This is a genomic window from Streptomyces sp. NPDC059224 (genome assembly GCF_042754285.1).
Lineage (GTDB): Bacteria > Actinomycetota > Actinomycetes > Streptomycetales > Streptomycetaceae > Streptomyces.
In genome coordinates, this window is sequence record NZ_JBHZAN010000006.1 from 218,982 (window position 1) to 243,848 (window position 24,867).

Below are 24,867 nucleotides of genomic sequence, written 5' to 3' on the forward strand. Positions count from 1 at the left end.
CAGTACCGGACCCGGTGAGGATCATGGTCATCCGGACCAGGGAACGGATGAGGAGTCGTCGGTGACAAGCGACAAGCGCACAGGACCGCCCGCCTTCGCAAGCGAACGCGACATGCTGCGGGCCTTTCTCGACTACCACCGGGCCACCCTCGCCATGAAGTGCGAAGGGCTCACCGACGAGGAGCTGCGGCGGCAGTCGGTGCCGCCGTCCACGCTCTCGCTGCTCGGCCTGGTGCGGCACCTGGCGGAGGTGGAACGGGCCTGGTTCCGGCGGGTGTTCGAGGATCACGACGCGCCCATGGTCTGGTCCGACGAGATCGACTTCCAGGCGGCGTACGACGCGAGCGGCTCGACCCGCCACGAGGCGTTCACGGCCTGGGAGGCGGAGGTGGCGGCCTCGCGCCGCATCGAGCGCGCGGCCGGCTCCCTGGACCAGGCCGGATATCAGCCGAGGTGGGAGGAGGAGGTGTCGCTGCGGATGGTGATGATCCACGTCCTGCTGGAGTACGGCCGTCACAACGGGCACGCCGACTTCCTGCGGGAGGGCGTCGACGGGACCGTGGGAGCCTGACCGCCCGGCTGGATGATGTCGAGGAAGTCCAGGAACGGCGTCGCCGCGGCCGCGTCCCCCGTGCGGCAGCGGTCGCGCCAGGGTCTGCGGGTGGTGGCCCAGGCGGCGAAGCCGACCGCGGTGCTGTGGATCCGGGTCGTCGCGTCGGCGCCGGGCACCACGGTCAGCCGGTCGTCCGGCCCGGTCGCGGGGCAGACGGTGACCGTGGTGGCGCCGGGACCGGTCAGGTCGAGGACGAGGGGCCTGCCGACGGTCGCCGTGAGGCCGGGGCCGTGCATCCGGGGGAGCCCGGCGAGCATGGAGTCGACCGCCGGGGCGACCGGTTCGCCGGCCGGCTACGGCAGCGCGAAGGGGAGCGGGCCGTCCGGGGCGAGCAGGTCGTTGCGCAGACGGCAGAAGACGTTGAACGCCATGGTGTTCGCCGGCAGGTGGCGCGGACACGTCCCGAGTCCGGTCACCTCGACCGGCTCGCCGGCGCCGGGCGGTTCCCGGGCCGCCGCCAGCAGGTCCAGCCGACGGGGGGTGCCGCGCCGCCACTCGTCGAGGACCTCCGTGTGGCTGTGGGCGCGGCGATCGTCGACGCGCAGGTCGTGGTACCGCTCGCGGTCGCGCGGCAGCGAGGGGCCGGGCGGCGGCGGAGCCACCGCGTCGGAGACGAGGGCCGCGAGGTGGCCGGCACGTCGATGACCCGCCAGCCGGCGCACGCCGAGGGCAGCTCCCACCGCTCGTCGTCCGTCCGCGCGACGATCTCCGCCAGGTCCGCCGTACCCGCACGCGCGGCGGCGACGCCGGCACGGGTCGTGGCCGCTTCCTCCGGGTCAGGTGTCCTGGCCGATCCAGACGGTCTTGGCGTTCATGAACTCCCGCATGCCGAGGTCGGACAGCTCACGGCCGTAGCCGCTGCGCTTGGCTCCGCCGAAGGGGATCTCCGGGTAGCTGGTCGTGTTGCCGTTGATGAAGGCCATGCCCGACTGCACGTCGCGGACGAACAGGTCGCGTTCGGCCTCGTCCTCGCTCCACAGGTTCGAACCGAGGCCGTAGGGATGTCCGTTGGCCTCCCGCAGCGCCTCCTCCAGGGAGGACACCGTCCACACCTGGGCCACCGGTCCGAAGACCTCCTCGTGGTACATCCGCATCCCGGGCGTGACGTCGGTCAGCACGGTCGGCGGGTAGAACCAGCCGGGACCGTCCGGGATCCGGCCGCCCAGCAGTACCGTCGCCCCCTTGCTCACGGCGTCGTCGACGTAGGCCGCCACGTCCTGCCGGCCGGACTCGGTGGCCAGCGGGCCGACGTCGGTGTCCTCGTCCATCGGGTCGCCCACCGTCAGCGCGCCCATCTTCGCCACGAACATCTCGATGAACCGCTCACCGATGTCCTGGTGGACGAAGAACCGCTTGCCGTTGATGCAGGACTGCCCGTTGTTGAGGCAGCGTGCCTTCACCGCGACGTCGGTGGCCCGGTCCAGGTCGGTGGAGGGCATGACGATGAACGGGTCGGAGCCGCCGAGTTCGAGGACCACCTTCTTGATCTCGTCGCCGGCGATGGCGGCCACCGACCGTCCGGCCGGCTCACTGCCGGTCAGCGTCGCGGCGGCCACCCGAGGGTCGCGCAGCACCTGCTCCACCCGCCCCGAGGAGATCAGCAGGGTCTGGAACACGTCGTCGGGGAAGCCCGCGTCACGGAAGAGCTCCTCCAGGTAGAGGGCGCACTGCGGCACGTTCGAGGCGTGTTTGAGCAGCCCCACGTTCCCCGCCATCAGCGCGGGCGCGGCGAACCGCATCGCCTGCCACAGCGGCAGGTTCCACGGCATCACCGCGAGCACCACACCGATCGGCTGGTACGTCACGAACGTCCGCTTCGCCTGCACGCGCTCGGCGTCACCGTCCAGGTCCCGCAGGAACCCGGGGCCCTCGGCGGCGTAGAAGTGCAGCCCGTGCACGCACTTGGCCACTTCCTGCTCCGCCGCGCGGAAGGTCTTGCCCATCTCCTCGGTGATCATCCGGCTGACGCTCTCGACCTCCTTCTCCAGGCGTTCGGCCGCGTGCTGAAGCCATCCCGCCCGCTCCTCGGCGCTCGTCAGCCGGTACGAGGCGGCCGCGGCCGCCGCCCGGGCGAGCTTGTCCTCCAGCTCCTCGGGGCTCAGTTCGCCGAACGTCCTGAGGACCTCACCTGTCACCGGACTCGTCGTTGCGATGGCCATGGGTCATTCACCCGTCCGTCGTGGCCAGAACCTCGACGAGTTCCTGGGCGAGGGGGCCCGAGGAGGCGGGGTTCTGCCCGGTGTAGAGGTTGCGGTCGGCGACCGTGTACGGCTCCCAGGCCGGGCCTCGTGAATAGTCGGTGGGCAGCTTCTTCAGTTCGTCCTCCAGCAGCCACTTGGCCTTGTCGGCCAAGCCGACGCCGGCTTCCTCCTCGTTGCAGAATCCCGTCAGACGGAAGTTCGCGAAGGGCGTGTCGCCGTTCGCGTCCCGGGTCGCGAGGAGAGCGGCGGGGGCGTGGCAGACGATGCCGAGCGGAATGCCGGAGGCGAGTGCCCTGCGCAGCAGTTCCCCGGATTCGGGATCGACCGCGAGGTCTTCCATCGGGCCGTGTCCGCCCGGGTAGTAGACCGCGTCGTAGTCCTCGAGCCGCACGTCCCGCAGGGATATCGGGTGCCGCAGCTCGTCCGCCGACTCGATGAGGGCCTCCTCCTCGAGGGAGTTCTCCTCGCCGCCCGCCATCCGGGGTTCCAGGCTCATCGTGTCCACAACGGGGACGACACCGTGCGGTGTTGCCACGGTGACGTCGTGTCCGGCAGCGGTGAACACGCTGTAGGGGGCCACGAACTCCTCGGCCCAGTAACCGGTGGGATGCCGGTGTCCGTCCTTCAGGGTCCAGTAACTCGCGCCGGTCAGCACGCACAGGATCTTGGCCATGGGAAACTCCGGGGACGCCGCGGATGAATTGACCATATGAAACAAGTCTGAGCGGGCCTCCGGGCGGCAGCAACTCGTGGCCGAAGGCGTAATCCGCGCGGCGTTCCATGTAATTGCGGTGTGCCTATGAGTAATGGTTCCGGTTTGACCGCCGTCCATACGGGACTACGCTGATCTGGCTCCCGAAATGACCTTTCGGTCCTCCTTTTTCTCCTTTGCACGCCGAGGAAGTGGAAGCACATGACCGCCTCTGGGATCTTTAAATCGGGCAAGGGCAGGCTGGCCCTGGGGGTGACGGTGCTCGCCGCGCTGACCGTGGTGCCGGCGCACGCGGCGGACGGCGCGAGCGCGGCCCCGGGAGGCCAGAAACCGACCGTGGTGCTCGTGCACGGGGCGTTCGCCGACGGGTCCAGCTGGAACGCGGTGGTGCAGCGCCTGCAGCGGGACGGCTACCACGTCATCGCCCCGCCCAACACGCTGCGCGGAATACCCCAGGACTCCACGTATCTGAACAGCCTGTTGAAGACGGTCAAAGGGCCGGTCGTCCTGGTCGGACACTCCTACGGCGGCGAGGTGATCTCGCAGGCGGCCGACGGGCTCGACAACGTCAAGGCGCTCGTCTACATCAACGCGATCATGCCGGACAAGGGCGAGTCGTTCTCCAGCCTCTCCGCCAAGTTCCCGGCCGTCCCGCTCACCAAGGCGCTCCAGCAGGTGCCGTTCCGCAACGGCGACGGCACCACGGGCACGGACCTGTACGTGCAGCCCGGCAAACTCCGCGCCGTCTTCGCCCAGGACCTCTCGCAGCAGCAGACGGCCGTCATGGCGGCGACGCAGCGGCCGATCGCGCAGTCCGCTTTCGGTGACAAGCTCACCGCGGCGGCCTGGCGGGACAAGCCGGTCTACGTCCTCGTCGGCAGCCAGGACCGGTCGATCAACCCGAGCCTGGAGAAGTACGAGGCCAAGCGCGCGCACGCGCGCAAGACCGTCGTCATCGACTCCTCGCACGTGTCCATGATCTCCCACCCGCAGGAGGTCACGGCCCTCATCGTGACCGCGGCCCGGGACGCCGGACACCAGTAGGGGCCGGCCGCCGGAGGGTGCGACGCCTGGATGCCGTACACGCCGTCCCGCGGTTCGACCGGTCGTGGGCGCACCTTCCGGATTCCCGAACCGGCGTGATCCGTAAGGCAGTCGGCCGACCAGAAGCCGGGGCCGGCGGTGCCGTCGGCCAGCCGCCGGAGACCACCTCGAAGCTCAGCCGGTCGTTGTCCACGACCACCTCCGCGCGGACGACGGCCGAGCCCGCCCGGCGCCTGCACCCCCGGGCGGCCCCCGACGCCGAAGTGCCCATGGCCCAGGCCGGCTTCCGGGACACCGTGCCGGTCGCGGTGAGCGACCCGTACGCCCACGAGGGCACCACCACATCCACACCCCCCTGGGGTACGGCGCGACCGGTCCCGGAGCTGCGGCCGGCACGGGCCGGACCGCCGCTGTGGCTGAGCAACCTGTCGCTGCGGGCCGTGGCGGTCCAGTGCGGCGCCCTCCGTGCCGTCCCGCCCGAGTCGGGGCCACCGTCCCCGGCCTCCCACGGTGCGCTGTCCGCGCTCGAGGCCCTGGCGCCGCCCGGCTTCGGTGATAGCGGCCGCGAAGCGACGGGGCGTCACACGGCCTTCACCGATCCCCGACTCGGGCCCACCGGAATCCGCACATTCGTGGACCTGCCGGCCGCCCCGCCATCGACACCGCTCTGACCTGCGACAATCATCGTCCTGTCGTCCGTGCCGCCCAACAGAGCTGCTGCTTCCACGGCTTGACGCGCCCGGCCGCGCCGCGTTTGCTTCCTTCACATCATCGGTTGCGCATGATGCTCCCCCCACTCGGAAGGCGCCTGATGTGAGCGCTCCTGTCCTCTGCGGCACCCCCGTGCCCCGTATCGCCCTGGCCCTGGCCGCCGCCACGTCCGCGCTCGCGCTCACCGCGTGCGGCGCCGTCGACGGCATCGGCGGGAGCGGTGACTCCGCGACCGCGGCGAAGGGCGACGACATCACGGTGGGTCTGCTCCTGCCCGACAGGGACACGGCCCGGTTCGAGACCTTCGACCACCCCATCTTCGAGAAGGAGGTCGCATCCCTGACCCACGGCAAGGGCAAGGTCGTCTACGCCAACGCCGACGCGAACCCGGCCACGCAGAGCCGGCAGTTCCGGCGGATGGTGGACCGGAAGGTCGACATCGTCCTGGTGGACGCGGTCGACGCCAGGGCGGTCGAACCGGAGGTCCGCAGGGCGAAGGACGCCGGCATACCGGTCATCGCCTACGACCGGCTCGCCCGGGGCCCGATCGACGCGTACGTCTCGCACGACAACGAACTCGTCGGCGAGGTCCAGGGCCGCGCCATCATGACGGCGCTCGGCAGCAAGGCGGAGACCAGTGACATCGTCATGATGAACGGCGACCCCGCGGACCCGAACACGGCGTGGTTCAAGGAGGGCGCCATGGAGGAGTTCCGCAACCGGGTCCGGATCGCCAAGGCGTACGACACCGCCAAGTGGTCGCCGGCGGCCGCCGAGTCGAACATGAGGAAGGCGATCCGGGCCGTCGGCCTCAAGAACATCGCCGCCGTCTACTCGGCCAACGACGGCATGGCGGGCGCCGTCATCGACGCGCTGAAGGAGGCGGGGGCCACCCGGATCCCGCCGGTCACCGGGCAGGACGCCAACCTGGACGCGGTCCAGCGGGTCGTCTCCGGCGAGCAGTACATGACCGTCTACAAGTCCTTCCTGGACGAGGCCACCCAGGCCGCCCAGATGGCCGTGTACAAGGTGCAGGGCAAGGACATCCAGTACGACGCGCTGACCCGCGACGAGGTGGACGGCTCCGGCGGGCGGAAGATCCCCGCGACCCTGGTGCCGGTGGTCTCCCTCACCCGGGACAACATCAAGGACACGGTGGTCGCGGACGGCGTCTACTCGGTCCGCCGGATCTGCACCCCGAAGTACGCGGCGGACTGCGCGGCGATCGGTCTGGAGTGACGGCCCGCCGACGGCCCGTCGACGGGCCGCCGCACTAGGCGGCGACGACGGCGACCCCGGTCCTGCCCCCGTCGACGTCCACCACGGTGCCGTGCACGAAGGCCGCCTCGTCGCTCGCCAGCCAGACCACGGCGTGGGCGATGGCGTCCGGGGTGCCGACCTGCCCGGCCGGGGTGCCCTTCATCATGACCTCGCCCGGGTGGGGTTCCGCGCCGGGCGGGGTGGGGGGCAGGACCACGCCCGGTGAGACGGCGTTGACCCGCACGCCCTGGGGGCCGAACTCCGCCGCCCAGGCCCGGGTGAGGGTCTCCATCGCGCCCTTGGTGGAGCTGTAGAGCGCGCCGACGGGGACGGCGAGCCGGGCGATCCACGAGCCGAGGTTGATGATCACCCCGCCGCCGGCCGCCACCATCGCCGGGGCGACGGCGGCGGTCAGGAAGAAAGGCGCCTTCACGTTCACCCCGTAGACCTGGTCGAACGTCTTCTCGTCGGTGTCGGCGGTACCCGGGGCCGGATAGATGCCGGCGTTGTTGACCAGGATGTCGATCCGCCCGCCCAGGGTTTCCCGGGCCCGGGCGGCCAGGTCCTGGGAGGCCGCCGGGCCGCCGTCCAGATCGGCCGCCACGAAGTCGGCCCGGCCACCGGACGCGCGGATCCCCGCCACGACCTGAGCGCCCCGTTCCGCGTTGCGTCCGGACACGATGACATGGGCCCCCTCGGCGGCGAACGCCTCGGCGATCGCCTGCCCGATGTTGCTGGTCGATCCGGTGACCAGGGCCGTCTTGTTCCGCAGCCGTTCACTCATGATGCCGTCTCCCTAAGTCCGTCTCCTGTGCCGAGCGGTGCGCGGTCCACTGTGCGTCGCATAAAATGGACCGGCAAGTCCAGAAAATCGGCCGGGCACCGGCTGAGCCGGAGGAGGCCTCGGATGACGCAAGCGCTGACCGCGAAGGGACGGGCCACCCGGGCCCGGATCGTCGAGGGGGCCGCCGAGGTGCTGCGGGCGCAGGGTGTCGCCGCCACCACGCTCGACGACATCCGCAGCCGCACCGGCACCAGCAAGAGCCAGCTCTTCCACTACTTCCCCGACGGCAAGGACGCCCTGCTGCTCGCGGTGGCCAGCTTCGAGGCGGACCGCGTCCTGGCGGACCAGCAGCCCCACCTGGGGCGGCTGGACTCCTGGGAGTCCTGGCAGCAGTGGCGGGACGTGGTGGTGGAACGCTACGAGCTCCAGGGCGACCAGTGCCCCCTGGGGTCACTGTTCCTCCAGGTCGGGCGGGCCGGACCGGGCGCACGGGCGATCGTCACGGGGCTGATGCGGCAGTGGCAGCAGCAGCTCGCGGGCGGCATGCGCGCCCTGCAGGCGAACGGGCTGGTGTCGCCGGAGCTCGACGTCGACCGCGCGTCCGCCGCGCTGCTCGCGGGCATCCAGGGCGGGGTCTCCCTCATGATGTCCACCGGTGACTCGACCCACCTCAAGGCGGCCCTCGACAACGGGATCGAGTACCTGCGCGTCAGCGGGCCGCCGGCGGCGCGGTCTTCTTGCGGGCCCGGTAGGCGGCTGCCTTGATCTTGTTGCCGCAGGACTCCATTCCGCACCACTGTCGCCGCATCCCCCGGGAACGGTCGATGTAGGTGCGGGTGCACTCCGGGTTCTCGCACTCCTTGAGCAGCGGCACGTCCGGCCCGCTCAGCAGCTCGACGGCGTGCCGCGCCACCATGGAGAGGGCCTCCTGCGGCGTCGCCTGCGTCCAGCGCCCGGACGGGGTGAGCTGCGGCACCGCGGGCGGCCTGCGTGCCGCGTTGTTGAGCACGGTCAGCGCCGCCCCGTCGTACTCCTCGCCCAGCCGGCGGGCGGTCACCAGCCGGTAGACGGCCTCGCGTACGGTCCTGGCCTGCTCGACGTCGGCCTCCTCGCCGGGCGAGACCGCGTCCACGAGGCCCGACTCCACGTACCAGGCGTCGAGCCTGTCCGGCGTCACGAACATCTCGAAGCGCACCGAACGGCGAGCCCGGAGCGTGGCGGCGAAGTCGAGGGCCGGGTTTCCGCAGACGAAGACGTGATCGAGGTTCACATCACCATTCTGACGGGTGACTCCTCTGTCATCAAGCCCGGCACTCAGAGGCCCAGGTCGGCGGCGAGGCAGGAGAAGGACGCCCACGACCGCTCGGGGTCATGGGCGAACCGGGCCGGGTCGGCCGGGGTGGCCGGGTGCTCCTGGACCATGTCCTCGTAGCGGACGCGCGCGGGCAGCGCCCCGAACCGCGCCCGCCGCAGCGCCGCAGCGTCGTCCGTGGTCCCCGCGGTGTTCCGGCTCTCCATCGCTGAACTCCCTTCGTCCGGCCCCGTGTGCAGTGACTGTTGCACGAGGTTCGTCACCAGTCAAGAGAGTGATGTCGCCCGGGGGAGTATCGATATGTGCCGGTGAGACCCTCATTTCGTCACCGGCTTGACTGGTGATGTGATCGCCTGCAAGTATCCGATCACCGCTCGAACAGGTGACGAAAAAAGGAGAACCGTCATGGCCGTCAGTTACACCGCCGTTGTGAACGTCGACGGAGAGGGCCGCAACGGCGGCCGGGTCGAGTCCGCCGACGGGCTCCTGCGGACCACGCTCGCCATCCCGAAGGAGCTGGGCGGGGCCGGTGACGCCACCAACCCCGAGCAGTTGTTCGCGGCCGGCTGGGCGGCCTGTTTCCTGGGCGCCGTGCGCCGCGCCGCCGCGGAGCGCAAGGTCCGGCTCACGAGCACCGCCATCACCGCCGAGGTCACCCTCCACCACGGTGACGACGGGGAGTTCGGCCTGGCCGCCGTGCTCAACGTCGAACTCGGCGGCGTGGACCAGGCCACCGCCGCCGAACTGGGCGCCGCCGCCCACCGGATCTGCCCCTACTCCAAGGCCACCCGCGGCAACATCCCGGTGACCGTCGACGCCACCGCCGTCAGCTGATTCCGGTCCCGCGGTGCGCGGCGGCGCCCCGGGGTGATTGTCTGGCTCCGGCAACCCGTCCCGACCCGGCCCCGCCGGCAGGAGGATCCCTCGGTCATGAGCAGTGCCTACGCGTACGAGTACAAGGTCGTCACCTTCCGGGAGTCGCTGATCGGCGACGCGCTGGACAGCGACAAGCTGGAGAAGGTCCTCAACAAGCACGCCGAGGACGGCTGGGGCCTCAAGGCCATCACCTCCGCCGACGTCAAGGGCCGGATAGGTCCCGGCGCCGTCGAGGGCCTGCTGCTGACCTTCGAGCGCCCGCGCGGCTGACCGCACCGCGGCACAGCCGGAACGCCCCCCGACCCGCAGTGGGTCGGGGGGCGTTCCGGCTGTGCGGACGGGTCACTTCACCGGCTCGGGCTCCGGCGCGCTCTCCGGCTCCGCGGCGCCCGCCGGGTCCACCGGGGTCCTGACCGAGTCGAGGAGCAGCTGGGCCACGTCGACCACCGTGACGGACTCCTTGGCCTTGCCGTCGTTCTTCTTGCCGTTGACAGAGTCGGTGAGCATCACCAGGCAGAACGGGCAGGCCGTGGAGACGATGTCGGGGTTCACCGACAGCGCCTCGTCCACCCGCTCGTTGTTGATGCGCTTGCCGATGCGCTCTTCCATCCACATCCGGGCACCGCCGGCGCCGCAGCAGAAGCCACGCTCCTTGTGGCGGTGCATCTCCTCGTTGCGCAGGCCCGGGACGCTCGCGATGATCTCGCGCGGCGGCGTGTAGATCTTGTTGTGGCGGCCCAGGTAGCAGGGGTCGTGGTAGGTGATGATGCCCTCGACCGGCGTGACCGGGACCAGCTTGCCCTCGTCCACCAGGTGCTGGAGCAGCTGGGTGTGGTGGATGACCTCGTAGTCGCCGCCGAGCTGCGGGTACTCGTTGCCGATGGTGTTCAGGCAGTGCGGGCAGGTGGCGACGATCTTCTTGGCCGACTTCGGCTTGCGGGACTCCTCGGTCACCTTGCCGTCGTCGTCCAGCTCCTCGCCGAACGCCATGTTCAGAGCCATGACGTTCTCCATGCCGAGCTCCTGGAACAGGGGCTCGTTGCCGAGGCGGCGGGCGGAGTCGCCGGTGCACTTCTCGTCGCCGCCCATGATCGCGAACTTGACGCCCGCGATGTGCAGCAGCTCGGCGAAGGCCTTGGTGGTCTTCTTGGCGCGGTCCTCCAGGGAGCCGGCGCAGCCCACCCAGTAGAGGTACTCGACCTCGGTGAGGTCCTCGATGTCCTGGCCGACGACCGGGACCTCGAAGTCGACCTCCTTGAGCCACTCCAGGCGCTGCTTCTTGGCCAGGCCCCAGGGGTTGCCCTTCTTCTCCAGGTTCTTGAGCATCGTGCCCGCCTCGGAGGGGAACGCGCTCTCGATCATCACCTGGTAGCGGCGCATGTCGACGATGTGGTCGATGTGCTCGATGTCCACCGGGCACTGCTCGACGCAGGCGCCGCAGGTGGTGCAGGACCACAGGACGTCCGGGTCGATGACGCCGTTCTCCTCGGCGGTGCCGATCAGCGGCCGCTCGGCCTCGGCGAGGGCCGCGGCCGGCACGCCCGCCAGCTGCTCCTCGGACGCCTTCTCCTCGCCCTCCACGGTCTTGCCGCCACCCGCGAGCAGGTAGGGCGCCTTGGCGTGCGCGTTGTCCCGCAGGGACATGATCAGCAGCTTGGGGGAGAGCGGCTTGCCGGTGTTCCAGGCCGGGCACTGCGACTGGCAGCGGCCGCACTCGGTGCAGGTGGAGAAGTCCAGCAGGCCCTTCCAGGAGAACTGCTCGACCTGGGAGACGCCGAAGACGTCGTCGTCACCGGGGTCGGTGAAGTCGATCGGCTTGCCGCCGGAGGTCATCGGCAGCAGGGCGCCCAGGGAGGTCTCACCGGTGGCGTTGCGCTTGAACCAGATGTTCGGGAAGGCCAGGAAGCGGTGCCAGGCCACACCCATGTCGGTCTTGAGGGCGACCACGATCATCCAGATGAAGGAGGTCGCGATCTTCAGGCCGGCGAAGAAGTAGGTGAGGTTCTGGAGCGTGGAGACGTCCATGCCCCCGAGCCAGTGGACCACCGGGTACGAGATGAAGAAGGAGGCCTCGTAGGACTCCACGTGGTGCTGGGCGCCCTCCAGGGCGTGCAGCATGAAGATGCAGACACCGACGACCAGGATGACCGTCTCGACGAAGTACGCCTGGCCGAAGTTGGAGCCGGCGAAGCGGGACTTGCGCCCCGGACGGTTCGGCTTGCTCAGCTGGCGGATGACGATCAGCACCAGGATGCCGAGGACCGTCATGGTGCCGATGAACTCGACGAAGACGTTGTACGGCGCCCACTCGCCGATGACCGGCAGCAGCCAGTCGGCCTGGAACAGCTGGCCGATGGCGTTGACGATCGTCAGCAGCAGCGAGAAGAAGCCGACCGCGACGAACCAGTGCGCCACGCCGACGATGCCCCAGCGGTTCATCCGGGTGTGGCCCAGGAACTCCCTGACCACCGTGACGGTCCGCTGGACGGGCTCGTCGGTACGGGTGCCGGCGGGCACGTTCTGACCGAGCCGCATGAAGTTGTAGATCTGGAGGACGGCGCGGGCGAACAACGCCACGCCGACCACGATCAGAACCAGCGACACGATGATCGCGGCGAGTTGCATGGGGGCTCCTCGGGCCTGCGAGGTCTCTCTTCGGGTCTCTTCGCGAGAGAGGGTTCCCGAAATTACTAAGCGGTAACTTATGTAGTCGGTCTGAGACTACCCGCATCTTTACTCGCACTGTAGTCAGGCGCGAGGTGATCTGAATCGCTGAGGTCCGCCTGAGCGGCGGTCCTGGCCTGTCGCCGAAGTGCGGCGGCAAAGGGATCGTGTTATTCGTGTTATCCGTACGGAATTGTTACATTAGGGTCTAATTTAGACCTGTGCTCTACGGGATCGCCGCCGCCACCACCGCCCTGCTGCTCGCCGCCGTCCTCGCCGCGCTGATCCGGCCGCTCGCACTGCGGCTGGGGCTCGTCGACCGCCGGCGCGCGCGGCCCGTCCCGGTGCTGGGCGGCCTGGCCGTCGTGGGCGCCACCTGTCTGGTCGCCGGTGCCGGCGACTGGAGCGGGGTCGCCCCGCTCGGTACCGGCGTCGGGAAGCTGCTGGCCGCCGGGGGGGCCGTGGCGCTGCTCGGACTGGTCGCCGACGTGTGGCGGCTGAAGACCCGGTTCCTGCTCCTCGGTACGGCCGTGGCGGCCGCCTGCGTGGTGCCGTACGAGGAGTTCGGTGTGGTCGAGGGGCTGCTCGGGGTCGGGTGGATCGCCTTCGTCGCCGTCGCCTTCAAGGGGCTCGACCACGCGGACGGACTCGCCGGGACCGTCGGGGTGGTCACCGCCTTCGGGGTCGGGGCCTGCGCCGCCGCCGAGGTGATGGACGGGCTGGCCGTGCTGCTGAGCGTCCTCGCGGCCGCGCTCACCGGGTTCCTGATGCACAACTGGCATCCCGCCCGGATCGCGCTGGGCGCCACCGGCGCGCTGTTCGCCGGGTTCGTGCTGGCCGCGGCCGCGCTGATCACCAGGACCGGGTACGACCCCCTCGCCAGCGCGGGTGTGCTGTTCGCGCTCACCGCCGTCGCGAGCGCCGACGTGCTGCTCGTCGTGCTGTCGCGGCTGCTCGCCGGACGGCCGGTGCTGCGGCGCGGGCCCGACCATCTCGCGCACCGGCTGCGGCGGCTCGGGCTCACCCCGCCGGGCGCGACGGTGGTCCTGGGGGTCGGCTCCTTCGCGGGGGTGCTCGTCGGGGTGCTCGTGCACGGCGGCTGGGTCGGGCGGTCAGGCGCCACATGCGTCGCCTGCGTCACCGTCAGCGTCGTGCTGCTCCTCCTTCGGGTGCCGGTCTATGGGCCCCGGTGCCTGGAATCCACGCAGGTCAGCGGCCACCTGCGTGTAAGGAACGGATAAGAGTTGAGTCGGTACGACTCAGCTCTGTTGACCCGCGGCCGGGCTTGATGCACACTTGAGTCCGTTCCACTCAAGTCAGCTGGAGGAAATCACCATGGCACGTGCGGTCGGCATCGACCTGGGCACGACTAACTCTGTCGTCAGCGTTCTTGAAGGCGGCGAGCCCACCGTCATCACCAACGCCGAGGGTGCCCGGACCACGCCGTCCGTCGTCGCCTTCGCCAAGAACGGCGAGGTTCTGGTCGGCGAGGTCGCCAAGCGTCAGGCGGTCACCAACGTGGACCGCACCATCCGGTCCGTGAAGCGTCACATGGGCACCGACTGGAAGATCCAGCTGGACGGGAAGGACTTCAACCCGCAGCAGATCTCCGCGTTCATCCTGCAGAAGCTGAAGCGGGACGCGGAGGCCTACCTGGGCGAGAAGGTGACCGACGCGGTCATCACCGTCCCGGCCTACTTCAACGACTCCGAGCGCCAGGCGACGAAGGAGGCCGGCGAGATCGCGGGTCTGAACGTCCTGCGCATCGTCAACGAGCCCACCGCGGCCGCGCTCGCCTACGGCCTCGACAAGGACGACCAGACGATCCTCGTCTTCGACCTCGGCGGCGGCACCTTCGACGTGTCCCTGCTGGAGATCGGTGACGGCGTCGTCGAGGTGAAGGCCACCAACGGCGACAACCACCTCGGTGGTGACGACTGGGACCAGCGCGTCGTCGACTACCTGGTCAAGCAGTTCGCCGCCGGTCACGGCGTGGACCTCGGCAAGGACAAGATGGCCCTCCAGCGCCTCCGTGAGGCCGCCGAGAAGGCCAAGATCGAGCTGTCCTCGTCCACCGAGACCTCGATCAACCTGCCTTACATCACGGCGTCCGCCGAGGGCCCGCTGCACCTGGACGAGAAGCTGACCCGCGCCCAGTTCCAGCAGCTGACCGCGGACCTGCTGGAGCGCTGCAAGACGCCGTTCCACAACGTGATCAAGGACGCCGGCATCCAGCTCGGCGAGATCGACCACGTCGTCCTCGTCGGCGGCTCCACCCGTATGCCCGCCGTGGCCGAGCTCGTCAAGGAGCTGACCGGCGGCAAGGACGCCAACAAGGGCGTCAACCCGGACGAGGTCGTCGCCATCGGCGCCGCCCTGCAGGCCGGTGTCCTCAAGGGTGAGGTCAAGGACGTCCTGCTCCTCGACGTGACCCCGCTGTCCCTCGGCATCGAGACCAAGGGCGGCATCATGACCAAGCTCATCGAGCGGAACACGACGATCCCGACCAAGCGGTCCGAGATCTTCACCACCGCCGAGGACAACCAGCCCTCCGTGCAGATCCAGGTCTACCAGGGCGAGCGCGAGATCGCGGCGTACAACAAGAAGCTCGGGATGTTCGAGCTGACCGGTCTGCCGCCGGCCCCGCGCGGTGTCCCGCAGATCGAGGTCGCCTTCGACATCGACGCCAACGGCATCATGCACGTGACCGCGAAGGACCTGGGCACGGGCAAGGAGCAGAAGATGACCGTCACCGGCGGCTCCTCGCTGCCGAAGGACGAGGTCGACCGGATGCGCCAGGAGGCCGAGCAGTACGCGGAGGAGGACCACCGCCGCCGCGAGGCCGCCGAGACCCGTAACCAGGGCGAGCAGCTCGTCTACCAGACCGAGAAGTTCCTCAAGGACAACGAGGACAAGGTCCCGGGCGAGATCAAGACCGAGGTCGAGGCCGCGCTCGCCGAGCTGAAGGAGACGCTCAAGGGCGAGGACACCGCCGAGATCCGCACCGCCACCGAGAAGGTCGCGGCCGTCTCCCAGAAGCTGGGCCAGGCCATGTACGCCGACGCCCAGGCCTCGCAGGCCGCCGGCGGTCCCGCGGACGGCGCTGCCGGTGACGCCGACGACGTGGTGGACGCCGAGATCGTCGACGACGAGCGCAAGGACGGTGCCGCGTGACGGAGGAGACCCCGGGCTTCGAGGAGAAGCCCGACGTCCCCTCCGGCGCCACCTCCGACGACGCCGAGCCGAAGGCCGCTCCCACACAGGGGGCGGCCCCGGCCGGGGACGCAAACGCAAGCGAACTGGCCGGTCTGACGGCACAGCTGGACCAGGTGCGCACCGCGCTCGGTGAGCGCACCGCGGACCTCCAGCGACTGCAGGCCGAGTACCAGAACTACCGCCGACGGGTGGAGCGCGACCGGATCACGGTCCGGGAGGTCGCCATCGCGAACCTCCTGACCGAGCTCCTCCCGGTGCTCGACGACATCGGCCGCGCCCGGGAACACGGCGAACTGGTCGGCGGTTTCAAGTCGGTGGCCGAGTCGCTCGAGACGGTCGCGGCGAAGATGGGGCTCCAGCAGTTCGGCAAGGAGGGCGAGCCCTTCGACCCGACGATCCACGAGGCGCTGATGCACAGCTACGCGCCGGACGTCACCGAGACGACGTGCGTGGCGATTCTGCAGCCCGGGTATCGCATCGGCGAGCGCACCATCCGCCCCGCGCGGGTGGCGGTCGCCGAACCGCAGCCGGGAGCGACGGCGGCGAAGGCCGACGGGTCCGAAGAGGCACCGGGGGCCGGGGACGAGAAGGACAACGGCCCTGAGGAGGGCTGAAGTCGTAGGTAGCACGCGGAAGGAGGGGCGTCGGGGATGAGCACCAAGGACTTCATCGAGAAGGACTACTACAAGGTCCTCGGCGTCCCCAAGGACGCCACCGAAGCCGAGATCAAGAAGGCGTACCGGAAGCTCGCCCGCGAGTTCCACCCGGACGCCAACAAGGGCAACGCCAAGGCCGAGGAGCGCTTCAAGGAGATCTCCGAGGCGAACGACATACTCGGCGACCCCAAGAAGCGCAAGGAGTACGACGAGGCACGCGCCCTCTTCGGCAACGGCGGCTTCCGCCCGGGGCCGGGCGCGGGCGGCGGCAACTTCAACTTCGACCTGGGCGACCTCTTCGGGGGCAACCCCCAGAGCGGCGGCTTCGGCGGGGGCGGCGGCGGCTTCAGTGACGTCCTGGGGGGCCTGTTCAACCGGGGCGGCGGCGCGGGCGCGCGCACCCAGCCCCGGCGTGGCCAGGACATCGAGTCCGAGGTCACGCTCAGCTTCACGGAGGCCATCGAGGGCGCCACGGTCCCGCTGCGGATGTCCTCGCAGGCACCCTGCAAGGCCTGTTCGGGCACCGGCGACGTGAACGGCACGCCGCGCGTGTGCCCGACCTGCGTCGGCACCGGCCAGGTGGCGCGGGGATCCGGGGGCGGCTTCTCGCTCACCGACCCCTGCCCCGACTGCAAGGGCCGCGGCCTGATCGCGGAGAACCCCTGCCCGGACTGCAAGGGCAGCGGCCGAGCCAAGTCGTCCCGGACCATGCAGGTCCGCATCCCCGCCGGGGTGACGGACGGTCAGCGCATCCGTCTGCGCGGCAAGGGCGCACCCGGCGAACGCGGTGGCCCGGCCGGTGACCTGTACGTCATGGTCCACGTCGACACCCACCCGGTGTTCGGCCGCAAGGAGGACAACCTCACGGTGACCGTCCCGGTGACCTTCACCGAGGCGGCGCTCGGCGGCGAGGTCAGGGTGCCCACCCTGGGCGGACCGCCGGTCACCCTGAAGCTGCCCCCGGGCACGCCCAACGGCCGCACCATGCGCGCCCGTGGCAAGGGCGCGGTCCGCAAGGACGGCACCCGCGGCGACCTCCTGGTCACCGTCGAGGTGAGTGTTCCGAAGGACCTGTCGGGGAATGCTCGTGACGCGCTGGAGGCGTATCGCGAGGCGACCGCGGGTGAGGACCCGCGGGCCGAGCTGTTCGAGGCTGCGAAGGGAGCATGACAGAGATGGACGGCCGTCGGCGCAATCCGTATGAACTGACCGAGGAGACCCCGGTCTACGTCATCTCGGTGGCGGCCCAGCTCTCCGGACTGCACCCGCAGACGCTGCGCCAGTACGACCGCCTCGGCCTGGTCTCCCCGGACCGCACGGCCGGGCGGGGGCGCCGTTACTCGGCCCGCGACATCGAACTGCTCCGCCAGGTGCAGGCGTTGTCGCAGGACGAGGGCATCAACCTGGCCGGCATCAAACGCATCATCGAACTGGAGAACCAGGTCGCCGCGCTCCAGGCCCGCGTGGCCGAGATGGAGGCGGCCCTGGACGGCGCCGCGGCCGCGATGCGGCAGCGGGAGGCGGCGGTGCACGCCTCCTACCGCCGCGACCTGGTCCCGTACCAGGAGGTCCAGCAGACCAGCGCGCTGGTGGTGTGGCGGCCTAAGAAGGCCAAGGACTAGCGGTACTTGCGCGAAGGGGCCCGGAGGACATGTCCTCCGGGCCCCTTCGGCGTGCGGTCAGTAGTCCCAGATGCCGTAGGCGGCCTCGGTGACCGACGCCTCGGCACCGGAGGCGTCCAGGCGGACGACCCGGTAGTAGTGGAGGCCCAGTTCGTCCCCGGACACGGTGGTGTCCATGAAGAACGAGGTGCTGCCCGCCGGGCCCTCGGAGAGGGTGACGTAGGCGGCCGTGGCGGGGTCCCAGCGCTCCACGCGGTACGCGGCGAACCGGGAGCAGTCGCCGAGGCCGGAGCTCTGCGAGCAGTCGACGTACAGCTCCGGGTAACGGTCCGCACGGACACTGGTCGTGGTCCAGCCGGGCGGCCGGCTGTCCGGCAGGGCGACCGAGACGGTCGCGGTGTGGAAGAAGTCGGGGCCCTCGTTCCCGTACTGGTAGAAACCGTCCGCGGCCGCCACACGGTAGACGTGGGTGGCGCCGTCGGGGACGGTCGGGCAGATGATCCCGGTCTCGGACGAGTTCGAGGTCCAGCAGTTCTTCTTCCAGACCGTCTCGCCGGTGTCCGGGTCGGTCGTGCCCTGCCACACGTAGTACTCGGTCACGTCGTCGTCGGCGGGCGGCGTCCAGGTCAGGCGGACCCCCAGCGGGACGGGGTCGGCCGTCAGGTCCTCCACCGGACCCGGGCGCACGGTGTCCGGCGTGGTCGCCGTGGCGGCCGGACCGGGCCGCGACTCGTGGCCGTACGGGTCGATCGTCACGACCGTGTAGTCGTACGTCGTCTCGGACGCGCCGGAGACGTCCCAGCACGAGCCGTTGATCTGCCGGTCCCCGGCGTACGCCGGGGCGTCGTCGCCGGTCCAGGTCCAGTAGGTGTAAGGGTCCGTCAGCGGCAGGTCCCGCGAGTCGTTCGGCTTGCACCCGGTCACGGTGCTGCTGACACCGGTCGCCCTGTCGGTGCGGACGACCCGGTAGGTGAGCAGCGGCCGGTCCTCGCCGAAGGTCCACGGGTCGGCGCTGCTCCACTCGACCATCACGCCCTCGTCGAACCGGCTCGCGCTGGTCCGGAAGGAGGGCACGGCCTCCGTGCGGTCCGCCATCGTCAGCGTGACCTCCACGGGGGCGGCGGCGTTGCCCGCCGCGTCCACCGAGCGCACCGCGTACCGGTAGCCGTCGGCGACCGCGAGCCGCTGCAGCGGGACGACGTCGGTGGCCTTCGTGGTGTGGACGGCGGTGCCGGTGCCGGGCAGGGCGTCGACATAGCCGCCGGTCGCCGGGTCGTACTGGAGGACCTGGTAGGAGACGGCGCCGTCGACCGGGGACCACAGCAGGTGGGGCACGCCCGAGCGGTACTCCGACCGGGCGTCGGCCGCGGTCGCCGGAGGCGTCTGGTCGCTGGTGGTGAACGTGGCGGCGGCCGAGTACACGGACCAGTTCCCGGCGGCGTCGCGGGCCCGGCCCCGGTAGGTGACCTTGCTGCCGTCGGCCGGGTAACCGGTGTCGCAGATCGCGCCCTTGGTACCGGTGTACACGGTGGTCCAGCCGCCGGTGACCGGGTTTTGCCGCTGCATCTCGTACATCGCGATGTCCGCCGCGTTCTCCGCGGTCGTGACGAGTTCGGGGCCGGGGTGGGGCTGGTCGGCCGGGCAGCTGTCCATCTCGACGAACGGCGCGGCGGGCGGGGTCCTGTCGGGCGTGGTGACGCCCAGGTCGGCGCTGCCGGCGGACTGGTTGCCCGCCTTGTCGTGGGCGCGGACCTCGTAGTAGTAGGTGGCGCCGGTCTTCGGCGGGGTGTCGGTGTACGTGGTGGAGGCGGTCGTGGCCAGGGGCCTGCTGCCGAAGGAGGAGCCCTTGACGCGCCGGTAGACCCGGTAGCCCGCCAGGTCCAGTTCCTTGTTCCTCGACCAGGTGAGTTTCGCCTTGCCGGTGCCCGTGTCGTACGAGAGGGAGGTGCCGCTCGGCGTGAGCGGTCTGACCTTGTCGGTGCTCGCCGAAGTGCGGGGCGTGTAGGTGAACTTGACCTTGGCGGCGCCGGTCCAGTTGACGTAGTCGATCCGCAGGGTGTGCCTGCCCTTGGGGATCGTGACGTTGACGGTCCTGCTCACCGTGCCGGTCGTGTTCTTCCACAGGTCGACCTTGCGGCCGCCGTCGACGTACACCCGGATGCCGTCGAGTCCGGAGACGGCGAGGGCGAAGGGGCCGCCGGAGCCGAAGTCGCGGGTCACCGTCCAGCGGACGCCGAAGCTGTCCTTCGGCAGGCCGGAGGCGGGCGCGCCGCTCCAGCTCTCGCTGATCGCGGAGTCGCAGTCCGTCTTCTTCGGTGTGCCCCGAAACGTGGTGTTCGCGAACAACTCCCGCTTGTAGACGGGCGAGGTGCAGTTCGCGACCGCCGAGGCGGTGGGGACCGCGCCGGCGAGCAGTGTGCCGGCGGTGGCAAGCACCGCGGCGCCCGCCACGGTGCGTCTGGCTGGCTTCATTCGATCCTCTGGTCGTATCCGGTCAACGGGCGATGCCGTTGCCGATGTGACTCCTGAGGAAAGGAGTTGGTTGTACTGATCTTTGCCTCCCCATGAACTCCCTTTGGATGGAGGGTCCGTAAAAGGTGTTTGGAGGGGATTCCGCATGGCCTTCACAGACACTGCGGAGCGTAGTGTTGCGCACTCGTTAAGTGGTTCCGCTTGACGCCGGGTACGGCGTACGCGTTGTCTTTTCAGACATCTGGGTCGCAAGCAGCCCCATGTCCGGAACGCACCTGAAGTGAGCCCCCGAATGCGTCGTATAGCCATGTTTGTGGCCGCGTCCACGATGTCCCTCTCGCTCGCCGGCTGCGGCGTGCTGAACGCGACGGGATCGTCGACCACCGCGAGCCCCACCAAGGGCAACGACATCACCGTGGGTGTGCTGATGCCGGACACCATCAACACCCGGTACAAGAACTTCGACTACCCGATCATGGCGGACAAGATCGCGGAGCTCACCAACAAGCAGGGGAAGGTCGACTACCAGAACGCCTCGTCGTCCGCCTCGAAGCAGGCCGAGCAGATGCAGAAGATGATCGACGACAAGACCGACGTCATCATCCTCGACTCGGTCGACTCGCACGCCATCGCACCCACGGTGAAGAAGGCGAAGAACGCGGGCATCCCGGTCATCGCCTACGACCGCCTCGCCGAGGGCCCGATCGACGCGTACGTCTCCTTCGACAACGAGCTGGTGGGCGAGGTACAGGCCCGCACGCTGCTGGAGGCCCTCGGTCCGGACGCCGGGCTCTCCGACAAGATCATCATGATCAACGGCTCGCCGACGGACCCGAACGCCAAGCAGTTCAAGGCGGGCGCCAAGTCCGAGCTGGACGGCAAGGTGTCGATCTCGGCCGAGTACGACACCAAGGACTGGGACCCGCCGACCGCCGGCAGGGAGACCACCAGGGCGATCGGCGAGATCGGCAAGGACAACGTCGCCGCCGTCTACTCCGCGAACGACGCCATGGCGGCCGAGATCATCAAGTCCCTCAAGGCGGCCGGCGTCACCGACATGCCGCCGGTCACCGGCCAGGACGCCGACCTCGACGCCATCCAGCGGATCCTCATCGGCCAGCAGTACATGACCGTCTACAAGCCCTACCCGGACGAGGCCGAGGCCGCCGCGCAGATGGCCGTCTACAAGGTGCAGGGCAAGGACATCCAGTTCGACGCGCTCACCCAGGACCAGGTCGACAGTCCGACCAACAAGGACATCCCGGCGCAGCTGGTGCAGGTCAGCGCCGTGACGAAGAGCAAGATCAAGGACACCGTCGTCGCCGACGGCATCTACAAGATCTCGCAGATCTGCACCCCCGACTACAAGAGCGCCTGTGAGGCGGCCGGCCTCAAGTAGCAGGGCCCGGCCGGCCGGCCGGATCAGGTCAGTCCGACGGGGCGCCACGCGTTCACCCGCGGGGGTCGGCGCGACGCGCCTGCCCCGTCGGGGGAGGCCGGACCGGCGCCCCGCCACCGCCACCGTCATCTTGTTGCAGTGCGGGCTGCGGAGGCCGGGAGATAGTGGTGCGTATACGTACGACACGGCACCCGGCACCAGGAGAGCCGTGTTGCGGACCCGGTCAGGACCGCTCATAGTTGCGCTGCGGATGAGGCAGCAAACCGGGGGTGGAATGGGCGATGGCCGGGCACGGGACGGACAAGCATCCACACGGTGCCGACCGACTGTGCGCCGCCGGGGACCGCGTGTACTCCCGTGCCGTGCGCCGGGGCCGGGTACCGCGCAAGGACGCCGACGCGGTGCCCTGTCTGCTGGAGCTGGCGTTGCTGCACCCGGACCCCGACGACATGGACTGGCTGGTGCCGACCTCCCCGCAGGAGGTCATGACCCGGCTGCTGCGCGGGGTCCACGACGAGGTCACCGACAGCCAGCGGCGGGTGGGCTCGGCGGTCGCGGCCTTCGAGTGGTACGCCGGTCTGGGCCGGCAGTTGCAGGTCGCGTCGGCCTCCGCGGAGGGAACGGCGGCCATCCGGGTCCTGGACGGGCTGTCACGGATCCAGGCGGCGATGGACGAGGCGACGGAGGCGTGCACCAGCGAGGTGCTGACCGTGCAGCCGGGCGGTATCCGCCGTGAGTCGGAGCTGACCGAGGGGCTGCACCGGGCGGTCGCCCTGCGCGGCCGGGGCGTGCGCATGCGGGACCTGTACACCCATGTCGCCCGGCACGGCCAGGGCCTGCTCAACTACCTGGAGCTGATGGGCGACGCGGTGGAGGCCCGGACCCTCGACGAGGTCATCGACCGTCTCATCCTGTTCGACCGCACGGTCGCCTTCATCCCCGCCAACGCCGACCGCACGATGGCCCTGGAACTGCGCCACCCCGCCCTGGTCGAGTACTTCGTCACCGTCTTCGAACGCCTCTGGCGCCTCGCCATCCCCCTCACCGCGCCGCTTCCCGACACCGGCATCGAGGGCATCTCGCACCGGGAGCAGTCCATCGCGGCGCTGCTGGCCGAGGGCCACCAGGACGCGGTGATCGCCGAACGCCTGGGCATCAGCGTCCGCACCTGCCGTGCCCACATCGCCCGCCTCTCGGAGACGCTGGGCGCCGCCAGCCGTACCCAACTGGGCGTGCGGATAGCACAGGTGGGGCTGGACCGGCCGCCGGGCGAGACGAGCGGACCGCCGGCCGCGGTCAGCCTTCCCGGTCAAGGATCCCCGAGCGTGCGATGAGGCAGCCGAGCCGGGCACGGCTCTCGCTGCCGAGGGAGGCGGCAGGCAGCGCCGCGACGGCCGCCACGGCCGGTCCGGCGGCCCGTTCCGGCCGGGCGCCCCGGTGTCGCCCCGCGGCGGCCGGTGCGGGGCCGCGGAGGGCGTGACGGGCTTCATCCGGCCGGGGACCGCCGGGGGCGTGCTGGGACGCCCCGAGCCGGGCAGCCAGGGCGCCTCCAGGGCTGCCGCGGCGCTGACCCGGCCACCAGGCTCCCCTCAGCCCTCCGGTCCGGCGGGAGCGTCCCCGCTGTTCAGCATCCCCGACTGCGCGATCAGGTAGCCGAGCTGGGCGCGGCTGCCACTGCCCAATGCCTGGGCCAGCTTGGCGATATGGGCGCGGCAGGTGCGGACGTTCATGCCCAGCCGACGTGCGATGGCCTCATCCACATGGCCCTCCACCAGCAGCTTCGCGATGGAGTGCTGAATCTCCGTGATGCCGTCGGGCGCCGCCTCGTACGGCCCGTCGATGTTCAGGGGCACCGCGCGGGACCACATGAACTCGAAGACCTTGATCAGGTAGCGGACCAGGCCGGGGTGGCGTACCTCGAGGGCGACCTGCTGGTCGTCCCGGATGGGGATGAAGGCGACCGTCTCGTCGCAGATGATCAGGCGCTCCACGACTTCGTCGATCGTGCGGTACTCCGCCTTGCCGTCGGCCAGAAAGGCCGCGTAGGCCAGCTTCTCCGGACTGTGTCTCGCCGTGTGCTGGTACAGGGTGCGGATACGGACCCCCCGCTCGACGAGCGGCCGGTCGCGCTCCATCCCGAGCAGCACGTTGCGCTCGGAGACGCGCTCGCTCGGATGGACGCTCAGCACCTCCGCCTGGCACTGGGCCGTGGCCAGGTTGAGTGCCGCGTTGATACGTTCGCCGCCTTCGAGCACGGCGATCGAGTCGCTGCTCGCCGTGACCTGGGTACCCAGTCTCATGAAGGGCTCGAACGACTCGGCCAGCTCGGTCGACAGACGCCGGCGTTCGGAGATCTCGCGTTCGAGAGGGCTGAGCTGCCGCGCCAGGGCCACAGCGGGAGGTACCGGACGCAGCCAGTCCGGGTCGTCCGGATCTGGGTGGAGCAGGGCGAACTCCATCAGGCAGGGGGCCGCGTCCACCTCCGCGCGCGCGACGCGTCCCGTGCGTAGAGCTGTGGAGTAGATGCGGGCACCGTCCTCACACAATTCCGTCACCGCATGGGGATGTGTCTCCTTCGTCTGATTCGTTATCAAATCTCCACCCCCCAGGGTCCTGAACATGCAGGAACATGATGCATTGATTGTGTGGCCATGACGTGCCCGAATGAGCCATCGTCGTAGAAGACGGGGAAGCAGGAACTTCAAGTGAGGACGAAGTCGAACATGCGCGGGAAATTGCTTCGCTCGGTGCTTGTCGCGACCTGCTCCGTCGTCGCGGCCCTCGTTGCGTGGAGTGGTGTTTCCGAGGCGAAGGGTGATGTTCAGGCCAACACTAGCTGGCCGAGTGTTGCCGTGGACACCGTGGAAGGAACCGGGAGCTGACGTGACCACCCCACCCGACGACCGATCCTTCCGCCGTGAGATGGCCACCGCCTACCGCTCCGGCTGGCACTTCATCGACCTGGTCACCGCCATCCCCCACAGCGGTGACTCGCTGATGGTGACCGTCTTCGGTGAGCCGGTCGTCGTCACGCGGGACGAGGAAGAGGACGTACGGGCCTACCGGTGCCTGCGTAAGCCCCGGGGTGCGCCGCAGCCCGTGCGGTGCGCCGTCCGGTACGGAATGATCTTTGTGAACCTGGACCAGAGGGACCATCGGCTGGCTGAGCCGGACGTCCCGGACGTGAGGACCATCTCGGCCACCCCCCGCAGTGCCTGACGCGATTCCCCCGTCGTAAAAGATCGCTCAGGTACTTCCCCCCGCAGCGGGGGGGGCCAGGCCCGATAAAACGGAGGCGGCCGCCGGGATGTTGGGGGCGGTAGGC

General features: G+C 70.0%; 25 protein-coding genes. 15 read left to right on the forward strand and 10 right to left on the reverse strand.

From position 1 onward, the window contains the following. Positions 1-61: 61 nt before the first annotated feature. Positions 62-571, forward strand: a complete 510-nt coding sequence (locus tag ACFXI4_RS08705) for a DinB family protein (RefSeq protein WP_384988994.1) — start codon at positions 62-64, stop codon at positions 569-571. On the opposite strand, the gene ACFXI4_RS08710 is transcribed toward ACFXI4_RS08705, so the two are convergent. From ACFXI4_RS08710 to ACFXI4_RS08725, 4 genes are all read right to left on the reverse strand, one after another. Beyond that, positions 514-870 carry a hypothetical protein gene (locus ACFXI4_RS08710; RefSeq protein ID WP_384988995.1) on the reverse strand — a complete coding sequence of 119 codons (357 nt, stop codon included), beginning with the start codon at positions 868-870 and terminating at the stop codon, positions 514-516. The two genes, ACFXI4_RS08705 and ACFXI4_RS08710, sit on opposite strands and share 58 nt — an antisense overlap. 36 nt (positions 871-906) lie before the next feature. Further along, positions 907-1,293, reverse strand: a complete 387-nt coding sequence (locus ACFXI4_RS08715; protein WP_384988996.1) for a hypothetical protein — start codon at positions 1,291-1,293, stop codon at positions 907-909. Positions 1,294-1,389: 96 nt separating this feature from the next. Beyond that, a complete protein-coding gene (locus tag ACFXI4_RS08720; protein ID WP_384988997.1) occupies positions 1,390-2,772 on the reverse strand; it encodes an NADP-dependent succinic semialdehyde dehydrogenase in 1,383 nt (460 codons plus the stop codon). Positions 2,773-2,779: 7 nt separating this feature from the next. Then, complete coding sequence (locus ACFXI4_RS08725) at positions 2,780-3,487, reverse strand: type 1 glutamine amidotransferase domain-containing protein (RefSeq protein WP_384988998.1); 708 nt, start codon at positions 3,485-3,487, stop codon at positions 2,780-2,782. Between the two features lie 240 nt (positions 3,488-3,727). Between ACFXI4_RS08725 and ACFXI4_RS08730 the strand changes: the two genes are divergently transcribed. From ACFXI4_RS08730 to ACFXI4_RS08740, 3 genes are all read left to right on the forward strand, one after another. Further along, the gene (locus ACFXI4_RS08730; RefSeq protein WP_384988999.1) at positions 3,728-4,570 is read left to right on the forward strand and encodes an alpha/beta fold hydrolase; all 843 of its coding nucleotides are present in this window, start codon (positions 3,728-3,730) and stop codon (positions 4,568-4,570) included. Positions 4,571-4,665: 95 nt separating this feature from the next. Continuing rightward, positions 4,666-5,241: a hypothetical protein gene (locus tag ACFXI4_RS08735; protein WP_384989000.1), complete on the forward strand. Its 576-nt coding sequence runs from the start codon at positions 4,666-4,668 to the stop codon at positions 5,239-5,241. Between the two features lie 142 nt (positions 5,242-5,383). Next, entirely contained in the window at positions 5,384-6,520 is a 1,137-nt protein-coding gene (locus tag ACFXI4_RS08740; RefSeq protein WP_384989001.1) for a sugar ABC transporter substrate-binding protein, read from the forward strand. 34 nt (positions 6,521-6,554) lie between these two features. On the opposite strand, the gene ACFXI4_RS08745 is transcribed toward ACFXI4_RS08740, so the two are convergent. After that, the gene (locus tag ACFXI4_RS08745) at positions 6,555-7,325 is read right to left on the reverse strand and encodes an SDR family NAD(P)-dependent oxidoreductase (protein ID WP_384989002.1); all 771 of its coding nucleotides are present in this window, start codon (positions 7,323-7,325) and stop codon (positions 6,555-6,557) included. Between the two features lie 123 nt (positions 7,326-7,448). On the opposite strand from ACFXI4_RS08745, the gene ACFXI4_RS08750 reads away from it, so the two are divergent. Beyond that, positions 7,449-8,090 (forward strand): TetR/AcrR family transcriptional regulator, encoded by a 642-nt coding sequence (locus tag ACFXI4_RS08750; protein ID WP_384989003.1) that lies wholly within the window; start codon positions 7,449-7,451, stop codon positions 8,088-8,090. Here the strand turns inward: ACFXI4_RS08750 and ACFXI4_RS08755 are convergent. Beyond that, positions 8,035-8,595 (reverse strand): CGNR zinc finger domain-containing protein, encoded by a 561-nt coding sequence (locus ACFXI4_RS08755; protein WP_384989004.1) that lies wholly within the window; start codon positions 8,593-8,595, stop codon positions 8,035-8,037. The genes ACFXI4_RS08750 and ACFXI4_RS08755 overlap by 56 nt on opposite strands. 44 nt (positions 8,596-8,639) lie before the next feature. Next, positions 8,640-8,843: a hypothetical protein gene (locus ACFXI4_RS08760; RefSeq protein ID WP_384989005.1), complete on the reverse strand. Its 204-nt coding sequence runs from the start codon at positions 8,841-8,843 to the stop codon at positions 8,640-8,642. Positions 8,844-9,042: 199 nt separating this feature from the next. Here ACFXI4_RS08760 and ACFXI4_RS08765 point away from each other — a divergent pair, with 199 nt between their 5' ends. Together ACFXI4_RS08765 and ACFXI4_RS08770 are read left to right on the forward strand one after the other, a co-directional pair. Next, positions 9,043-9,471: an Ohr family peroxiredoxin gene (locus ACFXI4_RS08765; RefSeq protein ID WP_362721949.1), complete on the forward strand. Its 429-nt coding sequence runs from the start codon at positions 9,043-9,045 to the stop codon at positions 9,469-9,471. A 96-nt stretch (positions 9,472-9,567) separates the two neighbouring features. Then, entirely contained in the window at positions 9,568-9,783 is a 216-nt protein-coding gene (locus tag ACFXI4_RS08770; RefSeq protein WP_352222334.1) for a DUF4177 domain-containing protein, read from the forward strand. A gap of 72 nt (positions 9,784-9,855) precedes the next feature. On the opposite strand, the gene ACFXI4_RS08775 is transcribed toward ACFXI4_RS08770, so the two are convergent. Next, a complete protein-coding gene (locus ACFXI4_RS08775; RefSeq protein WP_384989006.1) occupies positions 9,856-12,138 on the reverse strand; it encodes a (Fe-S)-binding protein in 2,283 nt (760 codons plus the stop codon). 260 nt (positions 12,139-12,398) lie between these two features. On the opposite strand from ACFXI4_RS08775, the gene ACFXI4_RS08780 reads away from it, so the two are divergent. The 5 genes from ACFXI4_RS08780 to ACFXI4_RS08800 all read left to right on the forward strand — a co-directional run bounded on the left by ACFXI4_RS08780 (position 12,399) and on the right by ACFXI4_RS08800 (position 17,671). Then, complete coding sequence (locus ACFXI4_RS08780) at positions 12,399-13,418, forward strand: MraY family glycosyltransferase (RefSeq protein ID WP_384989007.1); 1,020 nt, start codon at positions 12,399-12,401, stop codon at positions 13,416-13,418. 94 nt (positions 13,419-13,512) lie between these two features. Then, complete coding sequence (dnaK, locus tag ACFXI4_RS08785; RefSeq protein ID WP_384989008.1) at positions 13,513-15,351, forward strand: molecular chaperone DnaK; 1,839 nt, start codon at positions 13,513-13,515, stop codon at positions 15,349-15,351. After that, positions 15,348-16,007 (forward strand): nucleotide exchange factor GrpE, encoded by a 660-nt coding sequence (gene grpE / locus ACFXI4_RS08790; protein WP_362717135.1) that lies wholly within the window; start codon positions 15,348-15,350, stop codon positions 16,005-16,007. The genes dnaK and grpE overlap by 4 nt, the downstream gene beginning before the upstream one ends. 36 nt (positions 16,008-16,043) lie before the next feature. Further along, positions 16,044-17,219: a molecular chaperone DnaJ gene (gene dnaJ, locus ACFXI4_RS08795; RefSeq protein WP_362717132.1), complete on the forward strand. Its 1,176-nt coding sequence runs from the start codon at positions 16,044-16,046 to the stop codon at positions 17,217-17,219. A gap of 5 nt (positions 17,220-17,224) precedes the next feature. Continuing rightward, complete coding sequence (locus ACFXI4_RS08800; RefSeq protein ID WP_351708068.1) at positions 17,225-17,671, forward strand: heat shock protein transcriptional repressor HspR; 447 nt, start codon at positions 17,225-17,227, stop codon at positions 17,669-17,671. A 57-nt stretch (positions 17,672-17,728) separates the two neighbouring features. Here ACFXI4_RS08800 and ACFXI4_RS08805 read toward each other — a convergent pair whose 3' ends face one another. Further along, positions 17,729-20,143: a PA14 domain-containing protein gene (locus tag ACFXI4_RS08805; RefSeq protein WP_384989009.1), complete on the reverse strand. Its 2,415-nt coding sequence runs from the start codon at positions 20,141-20,143 to the stop codon at positions 17,729-17,731. 292 nt (positions 20,144-20,435) lie between these two features. On the opposite strand from ACFXI4_RS08805, the gene ACFXI4_RS08810 reads away from it, so the two are divergent. Then, a complete protein-coding gene (locus ACFXI4_RS08810; protein ID WP_384989010.1) occupies positions 20,436-21,542 on the forward strand; it encodes a sugar ABC transporter substrate-binding protein in 1,107 nt (368 codons plus the stop codon). A 281-nt stretch (positions 21,543-21,823) separates the two neighbouring features. Beyond that, positions 21,824-22,876 carry a LuxR C-terminal-related transcriptional regulator gene (locus ACFXI4_RS08815; protein WP_384989011.1) on the forward strand — a complete coding sequence of 351 codons (1,053 nt, stop codon included), beginning with the start codon at positions 21,824-21,826 and terminating at the stop codon, positions 22,874-22,876. A 255-nt stretch (positions 22,877-23,131) separates the two neighbouring features. Here ACFXI4_RS08815 and ACFXI4_RS08820 read toward each other — a convergent pair whose 3' ends face one another. Beyond that, positions 23,132-24,163 (reverse strand): helix-turn-helix transcriptional regulator, encoded by a 1,032-nt coding sequence (locus ACFXI4_RS08820; RefSeq protein ID WP_384989012.1) that lies wholly within the window; start codon positions 24,161-24,163, stop codon positions 23,132-23,134. Between the two features lie 301 nt (positions 24,164-24,464). On the opposite strand from ACFXI4_RS08820, the gene ACFXI4_RS08825 reads away from it, so the two are divergent. Beyond that, positions 24,465-24,761: a (2Fe-2S)-binding protein gene (locus ACFXI4_RS08825; RefSeq protein WP_358920416.1), complete on the forward strand. Its 297-nt coding sequence runs from the start codon at positions 24,465-24,467 to the stop codon at positions 24,759-24,761. Positions 24,762-24,867 lie beyond the last annotated feature (106 nt).

Bases quoted from the DNA above. Each gene is read 5' to 3' on its own strand.
- ACFXI4_RS08710 (WP_384988995.1), bottom strand. From the start codon at position 870: ATGCTCGCCGGGCTCCCCCGGATGCACGGCCCCGGCCTCACGGCGACC.
- ACFXI4_RS08720 (WP_384988997.1), bottom strand. From the start codon at position 2,772: ATGGCCATCGCAACGACGAGTCCGGTGACAGGTGAGGTCCTCAGGACG.
- ACFXI4_RS08725 (WP_384988998.1), bottom strand. From the start codon at position 3,487: ATGGCCAAGATCCTGTGCGTGCTGACCGGCGCGAGTTACTGGACCCTG.
- ACFXI4_RS08730 (WP_384988999.1), top strand. From the start codon at position 3,728: ATGACCGCCTCTGGGATCTTTAAATCGGGCAAGGGCAGGCTGGCCCTG.
- ACFXI4_RS08745 (WP_384989002.1), bottom strand. From the start codon at position 7,325: ATGAGTGAACGGCTGCGGAACAAGACGGCCCTGGTCACCGGATCGACC.
- ACFXI4_RS08750 (WP_384989003.1), top strand. From the start codon at position 7,449: ATGACGCAAGCGCTGACCGCGAAGGGACGGGCCACCCGGGCCCGGATC.
- ACFXI4_RS08760 (WP_384989005.1), bottom strand. From the start codon at position 8,843: ATGGAGAGCCGGAACACCGCGGGGACCACGGACGACGCTGCGGCGCTG.
- ACFXI4_RS08765 (WP_362721949.1), top strand. From the start codon at position 9,043: ATGGCCGTCAGTTACACCGCCGTTGTGAACGTCGACGGAGAGGGCCGC.
- ACFXI4_RS08770 (WP_352222334.1), top strand. From the start codon at position 9,568: ATGAGCAGTGCCTACGCGTACGAGTACAAGGTCGTCACCTTCCGGGAG.
- ACFXI4_RS08775 (WP_384989006.1), bottom strand. From the start codon at position 12,138: ATGCAACTCGCCGCGATCATCGTGTCGCTGGTTCTGATCGTGGTCGGC.
- dnaK (WP_384989008.1), top strand. From the start codon at position 13,513: ATGGCACGTGCGGTCGGCATCGACCTGGGCACGACTAACTCTGTCGTC.
- dnaJ (WP_362717132.1), top strand. From the start codon at position 16,044: ATGAGCACCAAGGACTTCATCGAGAAGGACTACTACAAGGTCCTCGGC.
- ACFXI4_RS08800 (WP_351708068.1), top strand. From the start codon at position 17,225: ATGGACGGCCGTCGGCGCAATCCGTATGAACTGACCGAGGAGACCCCG.
- ACFXI4_RS08805 (WP_384989009.1), bottom strand. From the start codon at position 20,143: ATGAAGCCAGCCAGACGCACCGTGGCGGGCGCCGCGGTGCTTGCCACC.
- ACFXI4_RS08810 (WP_384989010.1), top strand. From the start codon at position 20,436: ATGCGTCGTATAGCCATGTTTGTGGCCGCGTCCACGATGTCCCTCTCG.
- ACFXI4_RS08815 (WP_384989011.1), top strand. From the start codon at position 21,824: ATGGCCGGGCACGGGACGGACAAGCATCCACACGGTGCCGACCGACTG.
- ACFXI4_RS08820 (WP_384989012.1), bottom strand. From the start codon at position 24,163: ATGTTCAGGACCCTGGGGGGTGGAGATTTGATAACGAATCAGACGAAG.
- ACFXI4_RS08825 (WP_358920416.1), top strand. From the start codon at position 24,465: ATGGCCACCGCCTACCGCTCCGGCTGGCACTTCATCGACCTGGTCACC.